We start from the raw sequence: 26,986 nt of genomic DNA on the forward strand, positions 1-26,986 counted from the left end.
CCTGTCACGCGCCCCGCAGGGTGCGCCATCGCGGATCGGTCGCCGCATAGACGACATTGGCCATGGTCGCATCGCCATAGGAGTGTTCGTTCGTCATGTGCCCGTCATAGGATCCGACCTTCACCACCTCGGTCCCGTCCTGCCAGACGATGTTGAGACCGTGCTCCTCCTCCCAATCGCAGGAGGCTTCGAGGCTGACATACCAGGGTCCGTTTTCCACCTGCTGCCCAACACCCAACGTTCCGGGTCGAACATGCTGCCAGATCGCCTCTGGTCCGGACGGCACGCCCATGATGGCATCCAGCCAGTCTTCACCACCGACCGCCGCGTGGAAATCGCGGTAATAGGCGTAGATGTGCCGGAATGTCTGCGCCAAGGCCTCGGGTGGCAGGGCCATGAACCGGGCCAGGGCGCTGCGGCCAGCGTCGGTCAGCGGCTCGAATTCGAGGAGCATCACCTCGGTGCCGAGAATGGGAGGGGTCAGGGGGGTCTCGGCCCAGTCCATCAATGCGCCTCGGCCCAGTTGGCCCCCTGCCCCGCGTCCACGATGAGTGGCACCGACAGGTCGACGACCGGCATGTTCGCGCCCTCCATCACCTCGCGGGCGCGCTCGATCAGGGTCTCGGCCTCGTCCTCGCCCACTTCGAACAGTAGTTCGTCGTGCACCTGGAGCAGCATCTTGGCATCGATCCCCCGGGTGGCCGCCTCCATCCGCACCATGGCGCGCCGGATCACATCTGCCGCCGTCCCCTGAATGGGCGCGTTGATCGCCGCGCGTTTGGCGAAACCCGCGCCCGGACCGCTGGCATTGATATCGGGGGTGTGGATCCGTCGCCCGAACAGCGTCTCGACCCGGCCATGTTGCTTGGCGAATTTCACCGTGTCGTCCATGTAGGCGCGAATGCCGGGGAAGCGTTCGAAATAGGTGTCGATGAAGGCCTGCGCCTCGGCCCGCGGAATGCGCAGGTTGCGGGCCAGACCGAAACCGCTGATGCCATAGATCACGCCGAAGTTGATCGCCTTGGCCTTGCGGCGCACCTCCGGCGTCATCTGGTCGAGGGGCACACCGAACATCTCGGACGCGGTCATCGCGTGAATGTCGTGGCCATCCTTGAACGCCTGCTTGAGCTGATCGATGCCGGCGATATGGGCCAGGATGCGCAGCTCGATCTGGCTGTAGTCGAGCGCCACCAGAACCCGACCCTCGGGCGCGACGAAAGCCTGCCGGATGCGGCGACCCTCCTCGGTGCGCACGGGGATGTTCTGCAGGTTCGGATCGGTCGAGGCCAGCCGCCCGGTGTTCGCGCCGGCGATGGAATACGACGTGTGAACCCGCCCCGTCTCGGGGTTGATGTGGTCCTGCAGAGCATCGGTATAGGTCGACTTCAGCTTGCTGAGTTGCCGCCAATCGAGGATCAGGCCGGGGAGTTCATGCTCCGTCGCCAGATCCTCCAGAATGTCTGCGCCCGTCGAATAGGCCCCGGTCTTGCCCTTCTTGCCGCCGGGCAACGACAGCTCGTCGAACAGGATTTCCCCGAGTTGCTTGGGCGAGCCGACGTTGAAGGGCCGCCCCGCCTTGGCGTGGATCTCCTCCTCCAGCCCGGCCATCTTTTGCGCGAAGGTGCCCGACATGCGCGACAAGACCTGGCGATCGACCAGGATGCCCGCCATCTCCATCCGCGCCAGCACGGGGACCAGCGGCCGCTCCAGCGTCTCATAGACCTGGGTGACACGCGCCCGATGCAGGCGCGGCTTGAGCAGACGGTGCAGGCGCAGCGTCACATCCGCATCCTCGGCGGCATAGGGCGCGGCGCGGTCGATCTCGACCCGGTCGAAGGTCACCTGGCTCTTGCCCGACCCGATCAGGTCCTTGATCGGGATGCATTGATGGTTGAGATAGCGGTCGGCCAGCGCGTCCATGCCGTGCCCGTGCAGGCCGCCGTGCTGCGCATAGGACAGCAGCATGGTGTCGTCGATGGGATCGACCAGAATCCCGAGGCGGGCAAAGATCTTGTAGTCGTATTTCATGTTCTGCCCGACCTTCAGGACCGCCGGGTCCTCCAGCATGGGCCTGAGCATTTCCAGCGCCGTCTCCATCGGCATCTGCCCGGGCGCCAGAGCGTCGCTGTCGAACAGGTCGCCGCCCCCGGTGCGATGCGCCAGCGGGATGTAGCAGGCGACCCCCGGCTCCGTGGCCAGCGAAATGCCCACCAGATCCGCGCGCATCTCGTCCAGCGATGTCGTCTCGGTATCCACGGCCACCACGCCCGTCGCGGCGATCCGGTCCAGCCAGACCTGCAAGGCCTCGGCGTCTCGGACCACCTCATAGGTGGCATGGTCGATGGGCGCATCTTCGGGCACATCGGGCGCATCCGCCTCGGGCGCGGCCTCGATCACGGCGGGGGGCTCCTTGCCCAGACGGTCGGCGATCCGCCGGGTCAGGGTGCGGAACTCCATCCGGTTCAGGAATTCCAGAAGGTCGTCGGCCACCGCATCGCGAATTTCCAGATCGTCCAGCCCGAACGGCAACTCCATGTCGCAATCCAGCTTCACCAGCTTCTTGGACAGCTCGATCTGGGCGCGGTTGTCGATCAGGGTCTGGCGGCGTTTCGGCTGCTTGATCTCTTCGGCGCGGTCCAGAAGCTCCTCGAGCGATCCGAACTCCTGGATAAGCTGCGCCGCCGTCTTGATCCCGATGCCCGGCGCGCCCGGGACGTTGTCCACCGAATCCCCGGCCAGGGCCTGCACGTCGACGACCCGGTTGGGGGCCACGCCGAACTTCTCGAACACGCCGTCGTCGTCGATCCGCTTGTTCTTCATCGGGTCCAGCATCTCGACCCCGTCCCCGACCAGCTGCATCAGGTCCTTGTCGGACGACAGGATGGTGACGCGGCCCCCGGCCTCGCGGGCGCGGCAGGCCAGCGTGGCGATGATGTCATCGGCCTCGAACCCCTCGATCTCCTCGCAGGCGATGTTGAAGGCGCGCGTCGCCTCCCGCGTCAGCGGGATCTGCGGGCGCAGATCCTCGGGCATTTCGGAGCGGTTGGCCTTGTACTGGTCGTACATGTCGTTGCGGAAGGTGTGCGACCCCTTGTCGAAGATCACCGCCACATGGGTCGCCGCATCCGCGCCCGAGTTGTTCTCGACGTAGCGGTCCAGCATGTTGCAGAACCCGCTGATCGCCCCCACCGGCAGCCCGTCCGACTTGCGCGTCAGCGGCGGCAGCGCGTGGAATGCCCGGAAGATATAGGCCGAGCCGTCGATCAGATGCAGATGGCATCCCTTGCCGAATCCCATGAGAAGCTCCGCTTGGCTGAAAGGTCGCCCCTTACTGCCACGAACGAAAAACCGGCACCACCACACCCCACTCCGCCTGCGCGAAATTCCGGCCGGGGGCTGTGTCCCTGGCATCGCTTGGCCGACCCGGATGGTTCGGCGCATCACGCCGAGGCGGACCGGATGTCGACGATGTGGACCCCCCACCCGGCCATCCGCGACGGTAGGGCTTTGGTGCCGGGTCGCGCGAAGAAGCCGTCCCTGCTTGCCGCACCGTCAATGTCCGCGTTCCTGAAGCAAAGGCGTCGCGGAGGCGGTATCCAGCTCGACACTCAAACCGGCCGCCAGATCGAAGAATCGTCGTCGCACGGTCTCGGCATAGGGATTGGCCATTTCAATCGCTTCGAATACCTCTGGCGCGTCGTGCTGAACCATGGAAATCGCCTCTGACAACAAGTCGAAGCTCTTCGTCGTCATGTGCGTTGGCAAAGGCCCCATTCGAAGGAGAACCTTCGCGATGAGGTGAGTGAGCCCCTGAACAACAGCCGCTTCCTTGTCATGCGCTTCCGGTGTCGTCACGATGACAGTAAGCCGGAGGGCCTTTCGCAGAAACGCTGCCATCCGCGCGTGTCGTCTCCCCCGAATGGGACAGACCACAACTTTCAGTCCCTCAATTCCTGTCCCAGCACTCTGAGGACCAAACAGCGGGTGAGTGGCGACGATGTCGACGCAATTCGGGAGCAGCCGCCGCATGATTTCCGAGGGAATGACCTTGACCGAGCCGACATCGACGATCAGCGCGCCGGGTTTGCAAGCAACCGCGATCTCGCTGACGACCTGCTCGAACGAGGATACCGGTGCCGCGACAAGGATCACATCGGCCTGTGAGACTGTGTGCAATGGCGCAAGCGTCACGCCGAGTTTCCGGGCAACCTCGGCAAGGCCCGGTGAGGGATCATAAGCCGACAGTTCGAAATGCTTGCCCAGATGAAGGGCGGCAAGCTGCCCGAAAGCACCGAACCCGACGATGCCAAGTGACGTCCGTTGATTTCTGCTGGTGCTGTTCAATGTCTCGACCTCTGAAAGTGCCGCCCGGCACCAGGTCGTCTGCTTGTCGACCGCTGTCAGGGGCCAGCGGAAAACCAATGATGAAAGGCCCGCAGCTATGGAAGCTGGGGATAATAGTCCTGAAACGGGGAAGGCGATTTCATCATGTGACGAGAGCTATTGCACGCAACGGATCGAAGTCAACGGCATGGCGCCTGGCGGCCATTCGCTCCGGCACAGAAGTCTGGCCCCGCCATGCAAACCTCAACTGGACACCATGCGACTGGCCGGTCTGCCGCTGACAGGACTTTCAGGCCTATTCGCAACGAAAAAGGCCGCGCCCCTGCCCCGTCAGATCACCCGCGTCGCGACCATGTGCCAGGTGATGGCGACGAAAAAGACGACCGAGGCGGCGACGACGAAGCCGTGCCAGATGGCGTTGTGAAACCGCATCCGCTCCAGCACCAGGAACGGCGTGCCCAGGGAATAGAGGATGCCCCCCGCCAGCATCAGCGCGAAGACCGGCCAGGATGTCGTCGCGATCACCTCGCCCCCGGCGAACAGAACCGCCCAGCCCATGGCGAGACCGATGCCGACCGACAGGGTGGTCGACCGCTTGCGCCGCAGGAAGGCGGTCGCCGTGGCCACGATGGCCGCGGTCCACATCGCCATCAGGAAGGTGGTTCCGGTCCCCGACAACAGGGCAAAGGGCGTCACCGTCCCCGCGATCTTGAGGTAGATCGCCGACAGGTCCAGCCGCCGCAGCATGTCGGACCACTGCGGGTTCGGCACATGGTTGTAGGCCAGCGAGGCCGACAGCATCGCGATCAGCGTCGCGCCGTAGACCGTCACGCCCGCGACGCCGGCCAGGTCACCGCGCAAGATCGCCGTCAGGGTTATCAGGACGGGGACCGCCGCCAGCGCCAGGATCAGCCCGGCCAGATGGACCACGGCATCGCTGATCCGTTCGACCCGGTCATAGTCGCGACAGGTCGCCCGGTCATCGTGATCTGGGGATTCGGAGCGGGTCATGAGCAAAGCGTAGCAGCCATGTGTTGAGAATTAAGTAACAAAATCGCGCAAAGCGCGGTCTCGTCATTCGACATAGAGCGACAATGCCAGACGAACAGCCTGCGGCGTCGGCGTCCAGCTGCCGAAACGCAGACCGGCGGCGCGCAACATCTCTCCGACCCAGACGTTGCAGGTGCGCAGGATGTTGAACCGGCCCGTGCCGTCAAAGAAGCGGTCGCGGTCGCTCAGCCCCGCGCCCCGGATCACTTCTCCGGTCGTGCTGCCCGCGATCCCCGCCAGCAGGGCCGCATAGCCGTCGGGCGTCACGTGCAGCACTTTGGCCCCCGCGCCCGCCATGCCGGGGTCGAAGTCGGGCCAGGGCTCCACCCGCAAGACCGACGCATCCCCGGAAATCGCCCGCAGGGTCGCGCCGACCTCCATATCCGCGTAAGCCGCTGACGATATGTAGAACTCCCGCGCGCCCCATCCGACCAGGATCCAGCCGGTCGACGGATCGGACAAGGGCAGGCCCGCGTCTTCGGCAAAGGCCAGCATGGCCAACGTCTCGGGCGTGGGGGGCAACAGGACATCATAGTGCAATGGGGCGGCAACCAGCCGGATCTCGACCGTTCTTGCCGTCCCTTCCGGTGCCTCACCCGACGGGATCACGGCGCCGATCAGACCTGCCAGAAACCACAGAAGGATCAGCACCGGCAGCGCGACCACAAGCGACAGAAGTCTTTGCCGCATCGCCCGCATCATCGCGGCACCAACGTCACGCGCACGGCATCGGTGTCATAGGTCACTGACCCGATCGCCCAATCGCCCGCGTCCGGCCCGACCACGGCGTAGGGTCCGCTCCGCGCCAGCAGGTCACCCAGCTTGTCGGCCCATCCGGCCTGATTTGCCGGGGGTTCCGGACGCGCCGGCGTGGTGCCGAAAGCGAGGCGCATCGCCGCGTCGATTTCGACCCCGGTCACCCGCAGGCCATCGGTTCCCCACTGCCAGGCGGATGTGGGAACACGCCCCTCGAACGCGACATCGGGAAGGCCGCGGGCCCCCGAACCGGTCGTGTTGATCCAGGCCCCCTGCCCCGTCAGCCGCGCGCCATCGGACCAGTCGATGTCGATCCGGTCGACCTGCACCTGTGTCAGAAAACCGATCCTGTCATTTGCGGCCAGCGCCTCGGCCAGCGCGGCGTCGAGCATGTCGTGGTGCAGAACAACAATGACATCGTCAGGGGGCCGCATCCACCAGAGCGACACCCCGCCAAGGACCAGAACCAGAAGTCCGGCCCAGACACGCCGGGTCATCGCGCGACCCTAGTGCCCGTCGCCGTCCAGAACGAACCGCTTGTCGCAATAGCCGCATTCAACCCAACCCTGTGCCGGATCGATCGACAGCCAAACGCGGGGATGGCCAAGCGCACCCTCGCCCCCGTCACAGGCGACGCGGGTCGCGGTCACGGTCTCGACCTCGGGGGGGGTCTGCGGCTGGCTGGTCATGGGTCGGCTCCGGGCGGGGACGGGTTGTCGGATGGGCACCACCCGCATAGGTGGGGCGTCACCGGCTTATGGAACAGGGGCCGGGGGTCGCGCAACACCCCGGAGGGTCAGATGACGAATGCCATTGAGATCGAGGGGCTGCGCAAGGTCTATGGCGGCAGCGGCAAGACCCCGGCCAAGGAGGCGCTGAAGGGTCTGGACCTGACGATTCCCCAGGGCTCGATCTTCGGCCTGCTCGGGCCCAACGGCGCGGGCAAATCCACCACGATCAACATCCTGGCGGGACTGGTGCGCAAGACCGCGGGCAAGGTCCGCATCTGGGGCTTCGATCAGGACGTGAACCCGCGCCAGTCGCGGGCCGCCATCGGAGTGATGCCGCAGGAGCTGAACCTCGATCCGTTCTTTTCGCCCGCCGCCGCGCTCGAGGTGCAGGCGGGGCTTTACGGTGTGCCGAAGTCGCAGCGGCGCACCGCCGAAATCCTCGACCTGGTGGGACTTGCCGACAAGGCCGATGCCTATGCCCGGACCCTGTCAGGCGGGATGCGGCGGCGATTGTTGCTGGCCAAGGCGCTGGTGCATCATCCGCAGGTCCTGGTCCTCGATGAGCCGACGGCCGGGGTCGACATCGAACTGCGGCAGATGCTCTGGCGGAACGTGCGCAAGCTGAACCGCGAGCGGGGGATGACGATCATCCTGACGACCCACTATCTCGAGGAGGCGCAGGAGATGTGCGACGAGATCGCCATCATCGCCCAGGGCGAGCTGGTGATCCGCGACCGGACCGAAAACCTTCTGAACCGGCTGGATGGCAAGACCATGGTCATCGTGCCCGACGGCGAGGCGCCCGCCGAGATCGCGCTGCCCGAGGGGGTGGAACTGGACCGTCGGGCCGACGGGTCGCTGGCCCTGACCTATGGGCGCGGCAAGGTGAGCGCCGAGGCGCTGCTGGCGGCGGTGCATGGCGCGGGGATCACGATCCGTGACGTGCGCACCGAAGAGGCGAACCTGGAGGATGTCTTCGTCTCGCTCACCCACGGGTAACCCGGGGCGCATTTGGGTTACCCGCGGGTAACCGTTAATCGAACGTTAACAAAAGGTTAGCTAGGTGTTGACGAATCGGGCTTGCGCCCGCCGCCCGGCCAGAGCATGTCACGTGCCGCCAGAACCGCGCCCGCGGTGATCAGAAGGCAGGCCAGAGCGACCGCCCAGCTGGCCCGGGCCTGCCCCGCGCCGATCAGGACCAGCGTCGACAGAAGCGGGGCCGCATAGCTGGCCGCCCCGAGCACGGCCAGATCGCCGCGCTTGACGCCAATGTCCCACAGGAAGAACGCCAGGCCGACGGGACCCAGCCCAAGGCCCAGAATGGCCAGCCATTCGATGCCGCGCGGCCAGACCGTCGTTTCGAGCAGCAGATGCGCCCCGAACGACAGGACCGCCGTCGCCAGACAGAAGCCGGTGACGGCATCGGTGGGAACCTGCGGCAGGCGGCCCGACAGGACCGAATAGCCCGCCCAGACGAAGGCCGCCGCAAAGGCGATGGCATAGCCCGGAAGGTTCTGGGGCGAAAAGCTGAGGCTTTGACCCCCCGTCACGATCAGCGCGGCCCCCGCCAGACCGAGCATCGCCCCGATCAGGTGATGCGCCCGGAGCCCCCGCCCGAACGATGCGAAGATCACGATGAGCAACGGCCAGAGATAGGCGATCAGGCTCGCCTCGACCGCCGGGGCAGCGCGCAGGGCCAGGACGTAAAGCAGGTGATAGCCGAACAGTCCGCCCACCCCCAGAAGCCAGACCGCGGGCGGTTGCCGCCAGGCCCGGTGCCCGCCGCGTCGCGCCCCCGCCACGAGGCCGAGGATGCCGCCGATGGCAAAGCACATCGCCAGAAGCTGAAGCGGCGGCACATCGCCCGACAGCGTGGTGAACAGCGCCAGCAAAGCCCAGAGCGCCACGGCGCAAAAGCCGATCAACGTCGCGGCGCGCAAGGAGAGGTCGGGTGCCATGGCAAGGGGATTGCCCGACCCGTCGGGCGCGCGCAAGGCTCGCGCTCGCTGCCGCAAACAAGGGCCGCAAATTCCCCCAATTCGCCTCAATTTCGAACGGATTCCCCGCCACACGAGATGTCATGAAACATATTGCCCTCCCCCTCGCTGCGCTGGCAGCTTCGATCGCCCTCTCGGGGCCCGCCTCTGCGGCCGTGATCGGAACCTATGAGCATGACTACGGCATCGGGCAGTACAATCCGCCCGGCGCAGACCAACTCGGCAACGATTTCGTGACGATCCGGGAAAACCGGCCCGCCAATTCCCGGTTCATCGACACGTTCGATTTCTCGGAGCTTGCCGGACAGGCAATCGAAAGCTTCACGCTGATCCTCGATTATTCGGGCGTGGGTCCGACCCTGATCAACTTCGGCGGCACGCTGTTCGACCTGGAACGGTGGGAGGTGAACATCCTCGGCAGCCAGAACAACTCCACGCTCGACGATCTGGTCGTGGGCCTGTCGGACGCGAATTCGCCCCAGTCGATCACCTTCTCGGCGGCCACGGATGTCGGCGGCGTCAATGCCTTCGCTACGGCACTGGCCAACCTTGAATTCTCGTTCATCTTCGACGAGGTCGGGTTCTTCAACACGGATACCTTCCGCTTGAACTCCGCCACGCTGATCGTGAACGGGACAACGGCCGTCGTCCCGCTGCCCGCACCGGGGCTGCTGCTTCTGGCGGCGCTTGGCGGACTGGGCCTGATGCGGCGCCGCAAGGCCCGGCAGGCCGAGGCCCTGCCCGCCGCCGCCTAGACGTAACGGTTGACGATATTCTCCAGCCGCTCCTGACGGCCTGAGACCGGGGCGGGATTTATCCCGCCCTTTTCCACGTTCGCCGCAATCGTGGCGAGGTCGGAGACCAGAAGATCGGCCTTTGCGTCCCATCCGGCATAGCGGGCGGTCCGCGCCGCCTCCAATGCGCCGTCCTCCAGCATCGCCGCCGCCGCGATCAGGCCGCGGGCGCAGACGTCCATCGCGCCCACATGCCCCGCGATCAGGTCGACGGGATCGAGCGACTGACGCCGCAGCTTGGCGTCGAAATTGGTGCCCCCGGTCGTAAAGCCGCCCGCGCGCAGCACCTCGTAATAGGCGGTGGCGATTTCTGGCACATTGGTCGGGAACTGATCGGTGTCCCAGCCCGACTGGTAGTCGTTGCGGTTCATGTCGATGGACCCGAAGATGCCGAGCGAGGCGGCCATGGCCAGCTCATGCTCGAAGGAATGGCCGGCCAGGATGGCGTGGCCCTGTTCGATGTTCACCTTCACCTCGTTTTCCAGACCGAAGTCCTTGAGGAAGCCATAGACCGTGGCGACGTCATAGTCGTACTGGTGCTTGGTCGGTTCCTGCGGCTTGGGTTCGATGAGGATCGTGCCCTCGAAGCCGATCTTGCGGGCGTATTCGACGGCCATGGTCAGGAACCGCCCCGCCTGCTGGCGTTCACGGGCGAGGTCGGTGTTGAGCAGGGTCTCGTAGCCTTCGCGCCCGCCCCAGAGGACATAGTTCTGACCGCCCAATTTCACGGTGGCGTCGATGCAGGTCTTCACGGTGGCGGCGGCAAAGGCGAAGACGTCCGGATCGGGGTTGGTCGCGGCCCCGGCCATGTAGCGGCGATGGCTGAACAGGTTGGCGGTGCCCCAGAGGAGTTTCGTGCCCGACGACTCCATCTTCGTGCCGATGTAGTCGGTCATCGCATTGAGGTTGGAGGTATTCTCGGCAAAGCTGTCGCCCTCGGGGCGGATGTCGGCGTCGTGGAAGCAGAAAAACGGCTGGCCCAGGATGTCGAACATCTCGAAGGCGGCATCGGCCTTCATTCGGGCGGCGTCGAGGGTGTTGTCGAACCACGGCCTTTGAAACGTCTGCCCGCCGAAGGGGTCGCCGCCGGGCCAGGCAAAGCTGTGCCACCAGGCGACGGAGAAGCGCAGGTGATCCTCCAGCCGCTTGCCCATGACGACGCGGTCGGGGTCGTAGTGGCGATAGCTCAGGTCGTCGGGCGCGGTCGGGTCGAAACGGACGGGGGCGATCCCGGCGAAGAAGTCGGTCATGTCAGAGGTCCTTGAGGATCGAATAGGCGTGGCGATAGCGGGCATGACCTTCGGCGAAGGCCTCGGCAACCTTGGGATCCGGGTCGACGGTTTCGGCGATGGCGGGGGGCGTGGCGATTTCGGCCCCGGCCCCGGTGGCGGCCATCTGGCCTAGTCGCGCGGCGCCCAGGGCGGCCCCGAACTCCCCCGCCGCAGGCAGGTCGAGCGGGATGTCGAGCGCCGTGGCCAGCGCCGACAGCCAGTAGCGCGACCGGCTGCCCCCGCCCAGGGCCAGCGCCTGACGGATGGTGGTGCCCGTCGCGGCCAGCGCGTCGCGGCAGTCGGCAAAGGCGAAGGTCACGCCTTCCAACACCACGCGGGCGGCGGCGCGGGCATCCATCGCATGGTCGAAATGCAGGAACTGGCCCCGGATGGCGGCGTCGTTGTGGGGCGTCCGCTCGCCGCCCAGATAGGGCAGGAAAAGCGCCCGACCGGGAGCGCGCAGCGGCCCGAGGTCGCCGGTCAGGTGGCCCGCCGATTGCCCGGTCAGACGGCCAAGCCATTCCAGCGCATCCGAAGCGGCCAGGATCACGCCCATCTGGTGCCAGGTGTCGGGCACCGCGTGACAGAAGGTATGGACCGCCGTCGCCGCATCGGGGCGATAGCCGTCGTTGGCGGCAAAGAGCACGCCCGAGGTGCCCAGCGACAGGAAGGCCGTGCCGTCGCGCACCACGCCCGCGCCGATCCCGGCGGCGGCATTGTCGCCCGCACCGCCCGCGACGGGCACGCGGGGCAGTCCGACTTCGGCGGCGAGGTCGGCGCGCAGGGTGCCGCTGACCGCAGACCCTTCGACAAGGGCGGGCATGTGGTCACGCGACAGATGGCAGGCGGCCAGCAGGTCGTCCGACCAGTCCCGCGCGCCCGTATCGAGCCAGGCGGTGCCCGCCGCGTCCGACATCTCGGAGACATAGTCGCCCGTCAGATAGAGCCGCAGGAAATCCTTTGGCAGCAGGATCTTGCGCGTCCGCCCGAAGATTTGCGGCTCGTTCCGGCGGACCCATTCGACCTTGGGCGCGGTGAACCCCGGAAAGACGATATTGCCGGTGGTCGCGCGAAACCGGGGGTCGGCGTCCATCTCGGCCGCCTCGGCATGGGCGCGGGTGTCGTTCCACAAAAGACAGGGCCGCAGGGCGCGCCCGTCTTCGCCCACCAGCGTCGCGCCGTGCATGTGCCCGGCAAGACCGATGCCCGCGACCCGGCTGCAATCGTGCTTGCCCGCAAGCGCCGCCAGGGCATCGCGCGCGGCGATGCACCAGCTTTCGGCACTCTGCTCGGACCAGCCGTCGTGCAGGCGCTGCACCGACAGGGGCACCGAATGCTCGGCCAGAACCTGATGCGCCTCGTCGATCAGGATCGCCTTGAGCGACGATGTCCCGAGGTCGAGGCCGATGAACATCAGGCGGCGGCCTTGGGGTTCTTGCCCAGGATGATCATCGACAGGATGTCGTCCTCGGTGACGTCCTCGACCCGTTCGGTCCCGACCATCTGGCCGTTCTTCATCACCGAGACGCGGTCGCAGAGGTCCATCATCTCGCGGGTGTCATGGGAGATGAGGAAGATGCCGAGGCCCGAGGCCTTCAGCTCCTGGATCAGGTCGGCGACCATCTTGGTCTCGTGCACGCCGAGCGCCGCCGTCGGTTCGTCCATGATGAGGATCTTCGCGTTGAAATAGACGGCGCGGGCAATCGCGACCGACTGGCGCTGACCGCCCGACAGGGCGCTGACCGGTTCGTTGAACTTCTTGAAGTTGGGGTTGAGGCGGGCCAGGATCTTGCGCGTCTCGGCCTCCATCTTGGCGTCGTCGACGAAGCCGAAGGGTGTCGTCAGCTCCCGCCCCAGAAAGAGGTTCGAGGCGGCGTCGAGGTTATCGGCAAGCGCCAGTGTCTGATAGATCGTCTCGATGTTGTGGTCGCGGGCATCGCGGGGCGAATTGATCTCGACCGGCTTGCCGTTGATGCGGATCTCGCCGCTGTCCTTCTTGTAGGCCCCCGACAGGATCTTGATCAGCGTCGACTTGCCGGCACCGTTGTGCCCCAGAAGGCCCACCACCTCGCCCGCATGCAGATCGAGAGAGACGCCGTCGACGGCGCGGATGCCCCCGAAGGAGATCGAGATATCGCGGAGTTCCACGAGGGGAGTTTGAGCAGTCATCTTGCGGCCCTCACTTGGAATTGCGGCGGTAGAGGATGTCGAGGTAGACGGCGAGGACCAGGACCGAGCCGACGACGACCTGCTGGATCGCGGCGTCGAAGCCGATCAGGACCATGCCCGTCTGAAGCGATTGCATGACCATCGCCCCCAGGATCGCGCCATAGATCGTGCCAACGCCCCCGGCCAGAGAGGTGCCCCCGATGACGGCGGCGGCGATGACATAAAGCTCGTCCAGGGTGCCCAGAGAGTTGGTCGCGGAGTTGAGGCGCGCCGAGGCCACGACCGCCGACAGACCGGCGAGGAACCCCATGATGGCGAAGATCTTGACCGTCATCATGCGCGAGTTGATGCCCGCCAGTTCCGCCGCTTCGGGGTTGCCGCCGATGGCGTAGACGTAGCGCCCGAAGCGGGTCATCTTCATCACGATGGTCATCACGATGGCGACGGCCAGAAGGATCAGGACCGGAATGGCATAGCCGTGGCTGATGAAGAGACCGCCTTCCGGGATAGTGATCCCCTCGGCCTCGGCATAGCGCTGCACGATGCCGCGCGGCCAGAAGTAGGAATTGACCAGAACCGTTGCCGCGATCACCGCGCCGCAGCCGACGATGGCAAGGAACGCCTCGGCCCAGACGGGGCGCAGCGGGAAGGCGAATTTCACGCGCTGGCGGCGTCCGAAGACGATCAGGCCCAGAACGGCGGCGCAGCCGAGCGCGCCCACGATCCAGGACCCGGTGGCCCCGACCGCGCCCGAAGGCCCGCCGCCAAGCTTGGAGAAGGTCGGATCGACCGGCGAAATCGTCTCGCCCCGGGCCACGAGGAAGGCCGCACCGCGCCAGACCAGCAGGCCGCCCAGGGTGACGATGAAGGCGGGGATCTTGCCATAGGCGATCAGGAAGCCGTGGAACGCGCCCACCAGAGCGCCGACCATCAGGCCGCAGGCCACGGCCAGCACCCAGATCAGCGGGTGCCCGAGGCCCAGATAGGCGGGCAGGATGTTGACCTGCACCACGCCCATCACGATGGCGCAGAAGCCCAGGATGGAGCCGACGGACAGGTCGATGTTGCGGGTGATGATGACCAGCACCATGCCACAGGCCATGATCCCGATCGATGACGTCTGGACCGACAGGTTCCACAGGTTGCGCGGCGTCAGGAACGCGCCGAAGCCGTTCACGAGCGCGCCGTACATGTGGAAACCGATCCAGATCAGCGCCAAAGCTCCGATCATGCCGAGAAGGCGGGTGTCGAGTTCCGTGGCGCGCAGGAAGCGGGCGAAGATGCCGTCGCTGGATGCGGGTTTCGTGGAATTGGTCGTGTCGGTCATGGGGCGAATCCGGCAGCGTGAGGGCAGTCATCTCCGGCCAGCGGGCCGTCTGGCCGCCGTTGCCGGTGCGCATCTGTTCGGGGTCGGCACGGGGGCCCGTCGGGCCCGGTCCGGGAATGCCCCCGGCGCGCGATCCGCACGCCGGGGGCCTGGGCCGTTACTGGCAGGCGGCGACGCTGTCCATCGCGCCTTCGCAGACCTTGTCCTTGGCGATGTGACCGGCGTCGATCACGACCTCGAGGTTGTCAGCACGGACCGGCGTCGGCTCAAGGAAGATGGCGCTCATCTCGACGCCATTCTCGCCACCGGACCAGCTCTGCGCACCTTCGATGTCGCCGAGGGCCGTTCCACCGGCGAGGGCCACGGCCACCTGAGCGGCACCGGCACCAAGCTGACGGGCGTCTTTCCAGACCGACACGGTCTGGGTGCCACGGGCCACACGGTTCAGCGCGGCGTGGTCGCCGTCCTGACCGCCGACCGGCAGGCCTTCCATGCCCTGGGCGGCCAGAGCGGCGATGACGCCACCGGCCATGCCGTCGTTCTCGGCCAGAACGGCGTCGATCTCGTTGTTGGTCGAGGTCAGGCACTGCTCCATGTTGCGCTGTGCGTTGTCGGGCTTCCAACCGTCGGTGAAGGCCTCGCAGGCGATGGTGATCGTGCCGGCGGCGACGTCGTCACCGATGACTTCCATCATGCCTTCCAGCAGGAACAGAGCGTTCGGATCGCCCTTGTCGCCCTTGATGATGGCGAAGTTGCCATCGGGCTGCGCCGCGACCACGGTCTCGGCAATGATGCGGCCCACACCCTTGTTGTCGAAGGTGATGTAGAAGGCGCGCTCGTCCTCGATCAGGCGGTCATAGCCGACGACCGGGATGCCCTCTGCGGCAGCCGCGTCGATGGCGGGGCCGATGGCGTCCTTGTCCATCGCCAGGATGATGAGGGCGTCGGCCCCCTGCGCAATGAGCGCCTCGACATCCGTCAGCTGCTTGGCAGCCGAGGCCTGCGCATCCGCCGAGATGTAAGTCGCGCCGGCAGCTTCGAGAGCGGCCTTGATCGCGGCTTCGTCGGTTTTCCAACGCTCTTCCTGGAAGTTCGACCAGCTGACGCCGACGACCGGCGCGTGAGCGTCCGCAAGGGCGGCATAGCCGGTAAGCGACATGGAGGCCGCTGCGGCCACCGTCCAAAGTTTATTCATGATTTCCTCCCGTTGAGTACAGCCCTGCACCGCGGTGCGAACCGGACAGCCCAAAGGAAGCAAGTTTTTATTCGATTGTCAAAATTAATTTGACGTTGCGTCGTAAGAATCGTTCAATATTCGCGTATCAGCCGTGCGGGAGGTGCGGTTGGACGCGGAATTTTCGGGCGATGCACGAATTTTTAGTTGCGAAAGCGAATTAATGTCACTCGATGAGATGGGACTCGCCGCGACTCAGCTGGTCGGCGCCGACACCCCGGGGTGCGGACCCCTCAGAGGCGCCCGACAGGCCAGCAGCGCGTCCCTGCGCCAGCGCATCTATGAACAGGTCCGCTCCGCCGGGCGAATCAGCCGCGCCGCCCTCGCCAAGGAGCTGGAGGTCTCGCCCGGGTCGGTCACGCCGCTGGTGTCCGACCTGATCGCCACCCATCTGCTGCGCGAACTGGAGGACGAGACGCAGCACACGGGCCGGGGCCGCCCGCCCGTGACCCTGGGCGTCAATCCGGACCGGGGTCTGGTGGCGGGCCTCAAGGTCAGCGACCACGAATTCTCGGCCCTTCTGGTCGATCTTGCGGGCCATCCGGTGGCGCAGGCCACGCTGCTGCGCGCCGCGGAAAGCCGGTCGGTGGCCGATCTGCTGCGCGATGTGGCCATGCTTTATGACCGCCTGATGACCGCCGCCGGGCCGGGCGCGCCGCCGGTTCTGGGCGTGGGCCTCGGGATGCCGGGGATGATCGACCATGCGTCGGGCCGGATGCGCTGGTCGCCCATCGTGGCCGAACGCGACGTCGACTTGCAGGGGCTGGTGTCGGCGCAACTGGGCCTGCCGGTGTCGGTCGACAATGACGCCAACCTGCTGACCATGGCCGAGCTGTGGTTCGGCAAGGGCCGGTCGCTGTCGGATTTCGCGGTTGTCACCATCGAATACGGGGTCGGCCTGGGGCTGGTCGTCGACCACGCGCCCTACCGCGGGGCCCATGGCCTCGGGATGGAATTGGGCCACACCAAGGTGCAACTGGACGGCGCGCTCTGCCGCTGTGGCCAGCGCGGATGTCTCGAGGCCTATGTCGCCGATTTCGCACTGGTCCGCGAAGCGCCGATCGCGCTCGACGGGGCCCTGCCGCCGCGGGGCGAGGTGCTGGCCACGCTCTATGCCCAGGCCAAGGACGGGAACGAGGCGGCGCGCGCCATTTTCGACCGGGCCGGGAGATACCTGACCCTCGGCATCGCCAATGTCGCCAACCTCTTTGACCCGCGCCGGATCATCCTGTCGGGCAGCCGGATGCGCTATGACTTCCTCTATGCGCGCGAACTGCTGGAGGAGGTGGCGGGCCTGACCCTGAACACGCCGCCCCCGATCGAGGTGAACGCCTGGGACGATTTCGTCTGGGCTCGGGGTGCTGCGGCCCTCGCCCTGTCAGACCTCACTCCGCGATTGATGGCATGAGGTGGCTTGTTCTTCTGCTGGCGGGGCCGGCCTGTGCCGACCCGACGTTCCAGCCGGTCGAGGTGCCCGAACACGTCTATTCGGGCGGGTGGGAGCATTTCGTGGGCGGCGGCATCGCCGCGACCGACTGCAACGGCGACGGGCTTCCCGAACTGGTGGCCGCCGGGGGCACCGAGCCCATGATCCTGCTGGCCAATGGCGGCGACATGGCCTTCACCGCCGCGCCCTTCCCCCAGATCACGGACGCGACCGGGGTCTATGCCCTCGACCTCGATGCGGACGGGGCGCAGGACCTTGTCGTGCTGCGGGTCGGCCCGGACGTGACGCTGCGCGGCGACGGGGCCTGCGGCTTTGCCGTCCATGACTTCGGCCTGCCCGAACAGGACGCATGGACCACCGCCTTTTCCGCCACATGGGAGGGCGACGACCGCCCGACGCTGGCCTTTGGCCATTACGTCGACCGGAGCGACCCTGATGGCCCGTTCGAGGCTTGCGACACCAACCTGCTGCTGCGCCCCGAGGGCGAGGGCTATGCCGCGACGATCCTGGACCCGGGGTTCTGCGCCCTGTCGATCCTGTTTTCGGACGAGGATCGGGACGGCACCGCGACCCTGCGCCTGTCGAACGACCGGCACTACTACGTGCGCGGCGGGGCCGAGCAGATGTGGTCGCTGGACGCCGGGCGGTTTCTCGGGGCCGAAGACGGCTTCGACGGCCCCTCCATCTGGGGCATGGGGATCGCGTCGCGCGACATCACGGGCGACGGGCGGCCCGACCTGGTGCTGACATCGATGGGCGATCAGCTGACCATGCTGTCCACGGCCACGGGCCACGCCATGGCCCCCTTCGACATCGGCAGCTTCGCGCAGCGGCCCCACCTGGGGAGTGACGGGCGGCCCTCGACCGGCTGGCACGCGGCCTGGGGCGATGTGGACAACGACGGCGATGCGGACCTGTTCATCGCCAAGGGCAACGTGGACCAGATGCCGACCATGGCGATGGAAGACCCCAACAATCTGCTTCTGAACGAAGGCGGGCGGTTCCGCGAAGTCTCGGTCGCCGCCGGCGTGGCCAGCCTGCACCGCAGCCGGGGCGCCGCACTGGCCGATCTGGACGGCGACGGGCGGCTGGACCTGGCGGTGGTGAACCGCCGCGCGCCGCTGGAAGTCTGGCGGAACACCTCCGCTGCGGGCAGCTTCCTGTCGGTCACGCTGGAACAGGCGGGCGGCAATCGCGATGCCGTGGGCGCCTGGGTCGAACTGCGCAGCGCCACGGGCGAACAGGTGCAGGAGCTGAGCGTTGGGGGCGGCCATGCGGGCGGATCGGTCGGACCGTTGCACTTCGGGATCGGGACGGCCCCATCGGCCGAGGTTCGGGTGATCTGGCCCGATGGCACCATCGCCGACTGGCAAGCCGTCGCGCCGGGCCGCCTTCACATCCGGCGCTGATCCTAGCGGTCGACGGGCAGGCCCGAGGGCACGGTTTCGGGAATGCCCAACCGCCCCTTCAACGCCTCTGCGTCGCGCAGCGTGTCGAGGAACGCCATCAGCGAGGTGACCTCGTCTTCGGTCAGCGCCCGCTCCACCCCCTGCACGGCGGCGGCGATGGCGGTCACCTGCTCGGGGTCGTCCATCACGGCCCAGTCTTCCGCCTCGAACGCGGGCAGCGTGACGTCGCGCAGATACTCCGACAACGCGGCGCGCGGCCTCGCATGGTCGCGGACGAACGCCCGAAGGTCGGAATAGGCCCCGGCGTGACCCCAGGGCCCCGTCTCGGTCACATTGCGCAGCGACGGGGTGCGGAACGCGTATTGATCCGCCTCGACCCCGGTGACGCGGAAGCGACCATCGTCGCGGGCGTTGTGCTCGAACCGCGCGGCCTTGCCCGGACCAAGCTGCGGCTGGCCCATGGCATGGAACCGGTGGTCTGTCAGGAAGGGGCCGGAATGGCAGTCGGCGCAGCCCGCGCTGCCATAGAACAGCTCGATCCCCGCAAGCGCGCGGGGGGGCAATTCGCCCTCTCCGGCAAGCCAGGCGTCGAAGGGCGCGGTGTCGGAGCGCCATTCGAACTCCACGAAGGCGCCGATGGCATCCGAGATGTCGGTGAAATCCAGCCGGTCGTCGCCCGGGAACGCCTTGGACCAGAGGGCTTTGTACTCCGGGATCGCCGCGACCCGCGCCGACAAAAGGTTCCACGCCCCGCCCTCGCCGGTAATCAACCCCTGACGCACGGCCTGCGCCACCTCGTTCTCGGAATAATGGCCTGCCATCTCGTCACCCGACAGGACCGGAAACATCGTCTGGGCCGACAGCAGGGTGTCGAACCCCTCGACCATCTCGGGGCCCATGGGCGTGCGCAGGCCTTCGGGTGTATCCTCGATGCGGCCATCGTGGAACATTACCGTGAACTCCCGCGCGCCCAGGTTCCAGAGGCCCGGCGCATTGCGCGGGATCCGCTGCTCCGGCGGATTGGCGGCATCCACGACCCGGTCGGGGCCAAGCCCCACGCCGCCCTCGCCCAGCCCCAGGCTCAGCCCGTCGCCGGTGCCGAACTTCGGATGATGGCAGGTCCCGCAGGAGATGTTGCGATTGCCCGACAGGATCGGGTCCCAGAACAGCAGCCGCCCCAGTTCGACCTGCGCCGGATCGACCGGCCGGAAGGCGTCGTCGCCGACGGGAGCCGGAAAGTCCATGGCGGCGGCGGGAAGGGCGAACAGAAGGGGCGTAATGTATCGGATCATGGCGGCAGTAGAAGCACTCCGTAGACTCGCCGACAAGCGGCTTGACGATGGATGCGACGATCTGGGCGAGGGATTGGTCGGCTGGCGCGGCGGTCAGGGTCGGGACGGTCGGACGGGGGACCTGCCGGGACGGCTGAACGCCTTGCCGCGGGACATGGCCGGGATGCGTGGTGGGGGGCCGTCGCTGCGGATCAGGCCATGCGCGCGGACGGCGGCGATGAAATCGCCCGCAGCAGGCAAGATGCTGCGGGCGACATTTCGGTCGTGGTCCGGGATCGGGCACTTGGGGCACGCCCGACCCGACGTCGCCGTTACTCGGTGGTGATGACGGCCATCACCAGATTGCCGTCGATCCGGATCGGACCATCCTCGACGGCGCCGAGCGTGTATTCGAACCCGCCGGTCATCGTGCCGCCGGCTTCGGAATGAACCATCAGCATGAGCATTTCGCCGGGGGCGACGGCTTCGGTCAGGATCGCGGCGACGTCGATATTCTCACCCATCCGCAGCGGCGCATAGCCGACGACGGGGCCGGGCTTCATCTCTGCGTCGGTCCGGTGCACGACCATCCAGCCGTTTTCGGCGGCCATGACCATGTCGGCGCTGACGACGCCATTCTCGACCGACTGATTGGCGGCCTCGACGGCGGGGGTCACGGCATGACCTGCGGCAAAGGCACCGGTGGCGACAAGCGTCAGGGCGATGGTGGAAACGAGCGTTTTCATAGGTCTCTCCTTGTTCGAGTCAGAGAACCTCATGTCCTCTGGATCGGGGAAGACACGGAGACGCCGCCCGGGAAGTTTCAGCCGATGCGAAAAAAATTCGCGGACAAGGAAGCCAATGGGCAATGCCTTGCTTTCACGCTACGCAACGCACCAGACAAACCTCATGGGCCGGGGCTTTCCGCCTCTATACTCTGATGACCGCAGACCAGGAGAACAGGATCGAAACGCTGATCGCCCGGGTGGCCCTGGGGGATCAGGCCGCGTTCTCGGCGCTATTCGATGCCACGTCGGGGAAACTTCTGGCCGTTTGCCTGCGTGTCTTGACCGAACGCGCCGCCGCCGAGGATGCAATGCAGGATGCCTATGTCAAAGTCTGGAAGAACGCCCGCCGCTATCAGGTGACGGGGCATTCGCCGATGACATGGCTGATCACCATTGCCCGCAACACGGCCATCGACCGGCTGCGCGCCCGCCGGATCGACCACGACGTGGACGATTTCAGCGAGAGGATCGCGGCACCGGGGCTGACGCCCGAGCAATCCGCTATTGCCGCCTCGGACTCGAGGCGCATCATCGGTTGCATGGCCGAACTGGAGCCGGACCGCCGCGCCGCCATTTCCGGGGCCTATCTTCGGGGCCAAAGCTACAAGGACCTGTCGGATCAGTTCGACGTGCCGCTCAATACCATGCGGACCTGGCTGCGCCGTGGCCTGTCGGCCCTTCGGGAGTGCATGTCGCGATGACCACGGACCAAACATCGGACGAGCAGGACATGCTGGCGGGGGAATACGCCCTCGGGCTGTTGACCGGGGACGACCTGGCCGAGGCGAAGCGCCGGGTAGGGGCGGACCCGGCCTTTGCGCGGGCGGTCACGGATTGGGAAATCCGTCTGGCGACGCTGACAGAAGAGCTTGTTCCGCAAACGTCCGGCCCTGCGGTCAAGACCGCCCTGATGGCCGAACTCTTTGCCGAACCGGCCCGCAAACCGACCTGGGAGCGGCTCTGGTTGTGGCAGGGCGTCGGCGTCCTCGGCCTCTTGGCCCTCGCGATTGCCTTCGCCTTGGGCGTCAACGCGCCGACGTCGACGGGCGGCCCGCTCTATACGGCCGAGATCGTGGCGGAGGCCGGGGATTTCCGCGTCGTCGCCGTGATCGACAAATCAACAAACGAGGTCTTCCTGACTCGCACGGCCGGCGCGGCACCCGAGGGCCGCATCCTTCAGGTCTGGGGCCACGGCGAAGGCGCACCCGCCATTTCGGTCGGCCTGTGGCCCGAAGGCGACACGATCCGCCTGCCGATGCCGCAGACCATCGCAGCCGTTGAAGGCGTCCTGACCCTCGGCATCAGCGAAGAACCCCCCGGCGGCTCCGTGACCGGTTCCCCGTCGGGCCGTGTTTTCGGCACGGTCGATATTCCGGGCGTCACGGACCCCCTCTAGGCGGCCAGGTGCCCTGGCGATGACGTCACCACGCCATGCCCGGATGAGAGATCGCCAGAGCCACGGATGCGCAGCATTCATCGAGCCGTCGAAATGGAACCAAGGGCCTGCCCATGTCGAACGATCCGTGCGTCATTGTGATGAAGGCCGCCGGGCCGCGGAACATCGTTCTGTTTGCGGCGGGGCGCGGGGGCAATCCGATGCGCCATCTTCCGTTGCTGACCGCCTTGGTCGATGCCGGATCAACGGTCATCGCCCCCCAATTCGACATGCTGAAGACCGCCGTTCCGGAAAAGGAGGAACTTGAGGCGCGCATCCCGATCCTCGAAGCCGCGTTGACCGAACATGCTCCGGACGGCATCCCGTTGACGGGGGTCGGTCACTCGATCGGCGCGGTCGTCTTGCTCGCCCTCGTCGGTGGCAGAGGAGACACGCGGGCCGGTGATCGGTTCGCGTCGAAACGACCTGTCCGGTTCGATCGCCTCGCATTGCTCGCCCCGCCGACCGGGTTCTTTCGAAGACCGGGCGCGCTGTCTGGCGTCGACGCACGGGTCAGGATCCGGGTTGGCGCGAAGGACACCATCACGCCACCGGATCAGGTCTTGTTCCTGCATTCGGCCCTTCAGGGACACGTGCCGGTCAGCATCCAGATCGACGAGGATGCAGGGCACTTCATATATATGAACGAACTGCCGCCGGGTATCACCGATGCCCACCCCGACCGGGATGCCTTCCTGGAGGCCCTGTCAAAGGACGTGTCGGACTTCATCGGATCATAGTCCGGTGTCCGCCCATCCGTGCCGGGGCACGCAATCACCCGACAGAGCCCGAAACCGCCCCGTAGCGTCACAGAAGGGGCATCGGCTCTGGTCATTTGGCCCAATTGGCGGTAACGCGCCCGCAACCTCCCCGTCAGGACTGATGTAATGGACCTTCGCAATATCGCGATCATCGCGCACGTTGACCACGGCAAGACCACTTTGGTGGACGAGCTTCTCAAGCAATCCGGAACCTACCGCGAGAACCAGGCGACGACAGAACGCGCCATGGACAGCAACGATCTGGAGCGCGAGCGGGGGATCACCATCCTCGCCAAGGCGACTTCGGTCGAGTGGAAGGGCACGCGGATCAACATCGTCGACACCCCCGGCCACGCCGATTTCGGCGGCGAGGTGGAGCGCATCCTGTCGATGGTCGACGGTGTCGTCCTTCTGGTGGATGCCGCCGAGGGCCCGATGCCCCAGACCAAGTTCGTGACCTCCAAGGCGCTGGCGCTCGGCCTGCGGCCCATCGTGGTGCTCAACAAGGTCGACAAGCCCGACGCGGAGCCTGACCGCGCGCTGGACGAATGCTTCGATTTGTTCGCGAACCTCGGCGCCGACGACGACCAGCTGGATTTCCCGTCGATGTATGCCTCGGGCCGTTCCGGTTGGGCCGATATGGAGCTTGACGGGCCGCGCAAGGATCTGTCGGCGCTCTTCGATCTGGTGCTGTCCCATGTGCCCGCTCCGCGACAGGTCGCCGATCGTGACAAGCCGTTCCGCATGCTGGCCACCACCCTGGGCGCCGATCCGTTCATCGGTCGCATCCTGACGGGCCGGGTCGAGGCGGGCACGCTCCGGGCGGGCCAGACCGTGCACGCCCTGTCGCGCACCGGCGAGAAGATCGAGCAATTCCGCGCCACCAAGATCCTGGCCTTCCGGGGGCTCAGCCAGACGCCCATCGACGCCGCCGAAGCGGGCGACATCGTCACCATCGCGGGCATGACCAAGGCCACCGTGGCCGACACGATCTGCGACACCTCGGTGACCGAAGCGATCCCGGCGCAGCCCATCGATCCGCCCACCATCACCGTGACCTTCGGCATCAACGACTCGCCCCTGGCCGGGCGCGACGGCAAGAAGGTGCAAAGCCGCGTCATCCGCGAGCGCCTGCTCAAGGAAGCCGAGACCAACGTCGCCATCAAGGTCACCGACACCCCGGGCGGCGAGGCCTTCGAGGTCGCCGGTCGCGGCGAACTCCAGATGGGCGTCCTGATCGAGAACATGCGCCGCGAGGGGTTCGAGCTGTCGATCTCCCGCCCGCAGGTGGTGTTCCGCGACATCGACGGCGTCCGGCACGAACCGATCGAGGAAGTCACCGTCGACGTCGATGACGAATACTCGGGCGTCGTGATCGAAAAGCTGACCAGCACCCGCAAGGGCGACCTGGCCGAAATGAAGCCCGCCGGCGTCGGCAAGACCCGCATCATCGCCCATGTGCCGTCACGCGGTCTCATCGGCTATCACGGCGAATTCCTGACCGACACGCGCGGCACCGGCGTCATGAACCGCGTGTTCCACGAATGGTCGCCCTATCGGGGTCCGATCCCGGGCCGTCGCGCGGGCGTTCTCATCTCCATGGAATCCGGCGTGTCCGTCGCCTATGCCCTGTGGAAGCTGGAAGATCGGGGCCGGTTCTTCATCGGCGCGCAGGAGCAGGTCTATCAGGGCATGATCCTGGGGGAGCACACGCGCGAGAACGATCTGGAGATCAACCCGCTCAAGGGCAAGCAGCTGACCAACGTGCGCGCCTCCGGCACGGACGAGGCCGTGCGCCTGACCACGCCGATCACTTTGACGCTGGAACAGGCCATCGCCTACATCGACAACGACGAGCTGGTCGAAGTCACGCCAAGCGCGATCCGCCTGCGCAAGCGTTTCCTCGACCCGCACGAGCGCAAGCGTCAGTCCCGCGCCGCGGGCTGACGGGCCCGCACGGACGACAGGGGGGACGAGCGATGAGACGATTTCTGGTTGCGGCACTGGCCGTTCTGACGCTCGCCACCGGCGCTCAGGCTCATTCCGCGCTCGACTCCTCCGAGCCTGCCGATGCCGCGACCGTCGCGGTTGTGGACACCATCGCGCTGCGCTTCAAGGATGCGCTGCGCGTCACCTCCATCACCATGACAGGCCCGGACGGGGAGGTCGCGCTGACCCGCGAGGCGGGTTTCGATCCCGCGACCGACTTCGACGGGGTGCCGCCCGCCGATCTGCCCAACGGCGACTATACGGTGGAATGGCGCGGCCTATCGGCGGATGGCCACGCGATGCAGGGAACATTCGGCTTCACCCTGGCCAAATGACCCCGATGGACGGTTTCGCGGGTCTGGCGACCATCGACGGCTGGGCCATCCTGTCCATCTTGGCAAAATCCCTGTCCTATGTGGCGGCCCTCGGGGCCATGGGCGGGGTCCTGTTCCTTGCGGTCTTCCGCGCAGCCGACCCCGGCGTCAGGACCTTGGCGCGCCGCATCGCCGTGGTCTCGGCCCTCGCGATCCTGCCAATCCTCGCGGTGCGGTTCGGCATTCAGGCCGCGCGCATTTCCGGCATGGGCCTCGACGGCGCGATGGATCCCTTCATGCTCGGGATCATCTGGGACGGCCCGCGCGGCACGCTCGCCATCTGGAAGGCGGTCGGGGCGGTCCTCGTTCTGGGCGTCGTGCTCGACCGGGCGGTTGGCACCCTGCTTTCGCTCTGTGGTGCGCTCCTGATCGCCGTGTCGCAGACGTTGGTCGGCCATTCCCTCGGCGATCCGCGCCTCGTGCTGGCGTCTCTTCTGGCGGTCCACCTGCTCGCCGCGGCGTTCTGGGTGGGCGCCCTGATCCCGCTCCACCGGGCCGTCATCGCCCCGGATGGCGCCGCGCTTCTGCACCGCTTCGGCACTTTGGCCAGCTTGACGGTCCCGATCCTGATCGCGGCCGGGGTGGCCTTCGCGTGGAAGATGACCGGCTCCGTCACAGCCCTCATCGGCAGCGCCTACGGCGTGACGCTGCTGGCCAAGGTGGCGGCAGTCTCGGGCCTTCTGCTGTTGGCCGCGCGCAACAAGCTGTGGCTGGTTCCGGCCGTGGCCGCCCGTGACCCGAACGCGTCAACGGCCCTGCGTCGCACGATCAAGGCGGAACTGATGCTGGTCGCCGTCATCCTGATCGCGACGGCCGTCCTTACCACGGTGACGACACCGCCTATGAATTTCTGAGACGGCGGTCTGCGATGGCGGGCCCAGAAGGACTCGAACCCTCAACCTGCCGATTAGAAGTCGGCTGCTCTATCCAGTTGAGCTATGAGCCCCGCCCGCGATGCCTAACCAGATCGGCGGCGGGGGTAAAGATTGGACATGGGCCCGTCGCGGTCTTGGTCGCAAGATCCGCAGCTGATAGCCCACAGAGGGCAACCCGCCACCCATCTGACTGGCCCCACTGCCATGCTTCTTCGCCCGACCTATATCGTCACGCTGGCCTATACGCTTCTGGTGGGGACCGCGATCGTGGCGGTTCTTGCGACGGAAAGCCGCCACGGCGGCAACCACTGGTCGATGTTCGGCACGTCCGTCGACCGCTTTTTTCAGACCATCGGTCATCGCGGCATCCTCGCCGTGGCGCTGCCCCCGGCGATCGTGATGCTCTGGGCAATCGCGCGCCGGGACATCCCCCGCGCCGTCGTCATGGCGGGGGCCTGCGCCTGTCTCGCGGGACTTGCGGAGTTTCTCGCGTTGCTGGTCCTTGACTGACGGGCGTGCGGGCCGTGTCGGTCAGTGCGTCCAGACGCCGCGCCGATTGGTGGCGAAATTATCGCCATATCCACCGGGGCGCAGGTTGGCCTTGCGGGCCTGCGGCCGCAGCACGACATAATCGATGCCCTTGTCGCGAGCATAATCCTCGGCTTCGGCCTGGCTTTCGAACTGCAACTTCACCTGCGCCTGCGTGTCCCGCGACCCGGTCCAGCCGGTCAGGGGGTCGATCTCGCGCGGGGTCTCGGGCATGAATTCCAGAACCCAGTCGCGGGTTTTCGCCGTCCCCGAGGACATCGCGGTCTTGGCGGGCTTGAAGATGCGGGCGCGCATTGGGGATCTCCGAAGGGCAAAATCGAACCCCGAGACTACGGCACAGCCGACCCGAACGCCACCGGATTTCGGCGTTGTCGTCAAAGTTGCATTAGCTAGGGGCTGACCCATGTTTCCAGCG

27 protein-coding genes and 1 tRNA gene are annotated in these 26,986 nt (G+C 66.6%); 11 read left to right on the plus strand and 17 right to left on the minus strand.

Features of this window, described 5'->3' with window-relative positions; translation table 11 throughout:
* Positions 1-4: 4 nt before the first annotated feature.
* The 7 genes from BM002_RS13145 to BM002_RS13175 all read right to left on the minus strand — a co-directional run bounded on the left by BM002_RS13145 (position 5) and on the right by BM002_RS13175 (position 6,839).
* Complete coding sequence (locus BM002_RS13145; protein ID WP_092781811.1) at positions 5-505, minus strand: DUF6985 domain-containing protein; 501 nt, start codon at positions 503-505, stop codon at positions 5-7.
* Positions 505-3,297, minus strand: a complete 2,793-nt coding sequence (polA, locus tag BM002_RS13150; RefSeq protein WP_092781814.1) for a DNA polymerase I — start codon at positions 3,295-3,297, stop codon at positions 505-507. The genes BM002_RS13145 and polA overlap by 1 nt, the downstream gene beginning before the upstream one ends.
* 255 nt (positions 3,298-3,552) lie before the next feature.
* Entirely contained in the window at positions 3,553-4,422 is an 870-nt protein-coding gene (locus BM002_RS13155) for a prephenate dehydrogenase/arogenate dehydrogenase family protein (protein WP_245749247.1), read from the minus strand.
* Positions 4,423-4,674: 252 nt separating this feature from the next.
* Entirely contained in the window at positions 4,675-5,355 is a 681-nt protein-coding gene (gene trhA / locus BM002_RS13160) for a PAQR family membrane homeostasis protein TrhA (RefSeq protein ID WP_092781818.1), read from the minus strand.
* A gap of 63 nt (positions 5,356-5,418) precedes the next feature.
* Positions 5,419-6,084 carry a TIGR02117 family protein gene (locus BM002_RS13165; protein ID WP_175484897.1) on the minus strand — a complete coding sequence of 222 codons (666 nt, stop codon included), beginning with the start codon at positions 6,082-6,084 and terminating at the stop codon, positions 5,419-5,421.
* Between the two features lie 8 nt (positions 6,085-6,092).
* Positions 6,093-6,647: a hypothetical protein gene (locus BM002_RS13170; RefSeq protein ID WP_092781824.1), complete on the minus strand. Its 555-nt coding sequence runs from the start codon at positions 6,645-6,647 to the stop codon at positions 6,093-6,095.
* 9 nt (positions 6,648-6,656) lie between these two features.
* Entirely contained in the window at positions 6,657-6,839 is a 183-nt protein-coding gene (locus tag BM002_RS13175) for a zinc-finger domain-containing protein (protein WP_092781827.1), read from the minus strand.
* Positions 6,840-6,950: 111 nt separating this feature from the next.
* Between BM002_RS13175 and BM002_RS13180 the strand changes: the two genes are divergently transcribed.
* Positions 6,951-7,880, plus strand: coding sequence for an ABC transporter ATP-binding protein (locus tag BM002_RS13180; protein WP_092781830.1), 930 nt, complete (start codon positions 6,951-6,953; stop codon positions 7,878-7,880).
* 56 nt (positions 7,881-7,936) lie between these two features.
* Here the strand turns inward: BM002_RS13180 and yddG are convergent, their stop codons facing one another.
* Positions 7,937-8,839: an aromatic amino acid exporter YddG gene (gene yddG, locus BM002_RS13185; protein ID WP_092782223.1), complete on the minus strand. Its 903-nt coding sequence runs from the start codon at positions 8,837-8,839 to the stop codon at positions 7,937-7,939.
* Between the two features lie 122 nt (positions 8,840-8,961).
* On the opposite strand from yddG, the gene BM002_RS13190 reads away from it, so the two are divergent.
* Complete coding sequence (locus tag BM002_RS13190; protein WP_092781833.1) at positions 8,962-9,633, plus strand: VPLPA-CTERM sorting domain-containing protein; 672 nt, start codon at positions 8,962-8,964, stop codon at positions 9,631-9,633.
* Here BM002_RS13190 and xylA read toward each other — a convergent pair.
* From xylA to BM002_RS13215, 5 genes are all read right to left on the minus strand, one after another.
* Positions 9,630-10,922, minus strand: a complete 1,293-nt coding sequence (gene xylA, locus BM002_RS13195; protein ID WP_092781836.1) for a xylose isomerase — start codon at positions 10,920-10,922, stop codon at positions 9,630-9,632. The two genes, BM002_RS13190 and xylA, sit on opposite strands and share 4 nt — an antisense overlap.
* 1 nt (position 10,923) lies before the next feature.
* Positions 10,924-12,357, minus strand: a complete 1,434-nt coding sequence (gene xylB, locus BM002_RS13200) for a xylulokinase (RefSeq protein WP_092781839.1) — start codon at positions 12,355-12,357, stop codon at positions 10,924-10,926.
* Entirely contained in the window at positions 12,357-13,112 is a 756-nt protein-coding gene (locus BM002_RS13205; RefSeq protein WP_092781842.1) for an ATP-binding cassette domain-containing protein, read from the minus strand. Before BM002_RS13205 ends, xylB begins: the two co-directional genes overlap by 1 nt.
* Before the next feature lie 10 nt (positions 13,113-13,122).
* Positions 13,123-14,439: a sugar ABC transporter permease gene (locus BM002_RS13210; RefSeq protein ID WP_092781845.1), complete on the minus strand. Its 1,317-nt coding sequence runs from the start codon at positions 14,437-14,439 to the stop codon at positions 13,123-13,125.
* Between the two features lie 157 nt (positions 14,440-14,596).
* Entirely contained in the window at positions 14,597-15,634 is a 1,038-nt protein-coding gene (locus BM002_RS13215) for a substrate-binding domain-containing protein (protein ID WP_092781848.1), read from the minus strand.
* A 202-nt stretch (positions 15,635-15,836) separates the two neighbouring features.
* Here BM002_RS13215 and BM002_RS13220 point away from each other — a divergent pair, with 202 nt between their 5' ends.
* Positions 15,837-17,081 carry an ROK family transcriptional regulator gene (locus tag BM002_RS13220; protein WP_245749248.1) on the plus strand — a complete coding sequence of 415 codons (1,245 nt, stop codon included), beginning with the start codon at positions 15,837-15,839 and terminating at the stop codon, positions 17,079-17,081.
* Positions 17,078-18,529 (plus strand): CRTAC1 family protein, encoded by a 1,452-nt coding sequence (locus BM002_RS13225; protein ID WP_092781854.1) that lies wholly within the window; start codon positions 17,078-17,080, stop codon positions 18,527-18,529. The genes BM002_RS13220 and BM002_RS13225 overlap by 4 nt, the downstream gene beginning before the upstream one ends.
* 2 nt (positions 18,530-18,531) lie before the next feature.
* On the opposite strand, the gene BM002_RS13230 is transcribed toward BM002_RS13225, so the two are convergent.
* Both BM002_RS13230 and BM002_RS13235 read right to left on the minus strand, forming a co-directional pair.
* Positions 18,532-19,821 carry a cytochrome-c peroxidase gene (locus tag BM002_RS13230; protein ID WP_092781857.1) on the minus strand — a complete coding sequence of 430 codons (1,290 nt, stop codon included), beginning with the start codon at positions 19,819-19,821 and terminating at the stop codon, positions 18,532-18,534.
* Positions 19,822-20,132: 311 nt separating this feature from the next.
* Positions 20,133-20,546, minus strand: a complete 414-nt coding sequence (locus BM002_RS13235) for a DUF7282 domain-containing protein (RefSeq protein ID WP_092781860.1) — start codon at positions 20,544-20,546, stop codon at positions 20,133-20,135.
* A gap of 194 nt (positions 20,547-20,740) precedes the next feature.
* Between BM002_RS13235 and BM002_RS13240 the strand changes: the two genes are divergently transcribed.
* From BM002_RS13240 to BM002_RS13265, 6 genes are all read left to right on the plus strand, one after another.
* Positions 20,741-21,289, plus strand: coding sequence for a sigma-70 family RNA polymerase sigma factor (locus BM002_RS13240; protein ID WP_092781863.1), 549 nt, complete (start codon positions 20,741-20,743; stop codon positions 21,287-21,289).
* Positions 21,286-21,984 carry an anti-sigma factor gene (locus tag BM002_RS13245; RefSeq protein WP_092781866.1) on the plus strand — a complete coding sequence of 233 codons (699 nt, stop codon included), beginning with the start codon at positions 21,286-21,288 and terminating at the stop codon, positions 21,982-21,984. The genes BM002_RS13240 and BM002_RS13245 overlap by 4 nt, the downstream gene beginning before the upstream one ends.
* A gap of 113 nt (positions 21,985-22,097) precedes the next feature.
* Entirely contained in the window at positions 22,098-22,763 is a 666-nt protein-coding gene (locus tag BM002_RS13250) for an alpha/beta hydrolase (RefSeq protein ID WP_092781871.1), read from the plus strand.
* Between the two features lie 147 nt (positions 22,764-22,910).
* Complete coding sequence (gene typA, locus BM002_RS13255; protein ID WP_092781874.1) at positions 22,911-24,731, plus strand: translational GTPase TypA; 1,821 nt, start codon at positions 22,911-22,913, stop codon at positions 24,729-24,731.
* A gap of 32 nt (positions 24,732-24,763) precedes the next feature.
* A complete protein-coding gene (locus BM002_RS13260) occupies positions 24,764-25,108 on the plus strand; it encodes a copper resistance CopC family protein (RefSeq protein WP_092781877.1) in 345 nt (114 codons plus the stop codon).
* Positions 25,109-25,113: 5 nt separating this feature from the next.
* Positions 25,114-26,001, plus strand: a complete 888-nt coding sequence (locus tag BM002_RS13265; protein WP_092782226.1) for a CopD family protein — start codon at positions 25,114-25,116, stop codon at positions 25,999-26,001.
* A 15-nt stretch (positions 26,002-26,016) separates the two neighbouring features.
* On the opposite strand, the gene BM002_RS13270 is transcribed toward BM002_RS13265, so the two are convergent.
* Positions 26,017-26,093, minus strand: a tRNA-Arg gene (locus BM002_RS13270).
* Positions 26,094-26,226: 133 nt separating this feature from the next.
* Here BM002_RS13270 and BM002_RS13275 point away from each other — a divergent pair.
* Positions 26,227-26,532 carry a hypothetical protein gene (locus BM002_RS13275; RefSeq protein WP_092781880.1) on the plus strand — a complete coding sequence of 102 codons (306 nt, stop codon included), beginning with the start codon at positions 26,227-26,229 and terminating at the stop codon, positions 26,530-26,532.
* A 21-nt stretch (positions 26,533-26,553) separates the two neighbouring features.
* Here the strand turns inward: BM002_RS13275 and BM002_RS13280 are convergent, their stop codons facing one another.
* Positions 26,554-26,865, minus strand: a complete 312-nt coding sequence (locus tag BM002_RS13280) for an ETC complex I subunit (protein WP_092781883.1) — start codon at positions 26,863-26,865, stop codon at positions 26,554-26,556.
* Positions 26,866-26,986 lie beyond the last annotated feature (121 nt).

Origin of the sequence: Jannaschia pohangensis (assembly GCF_900113875.1) — a bacterium.
GTDB classification, from domain to species: domain Bacteria; phylum Pseudomonadota; class Alphaproteobacteria; order Rhodobacterales; family Rhodobacteraceae; genus Jannaschia; species Jannaschia pohangensis.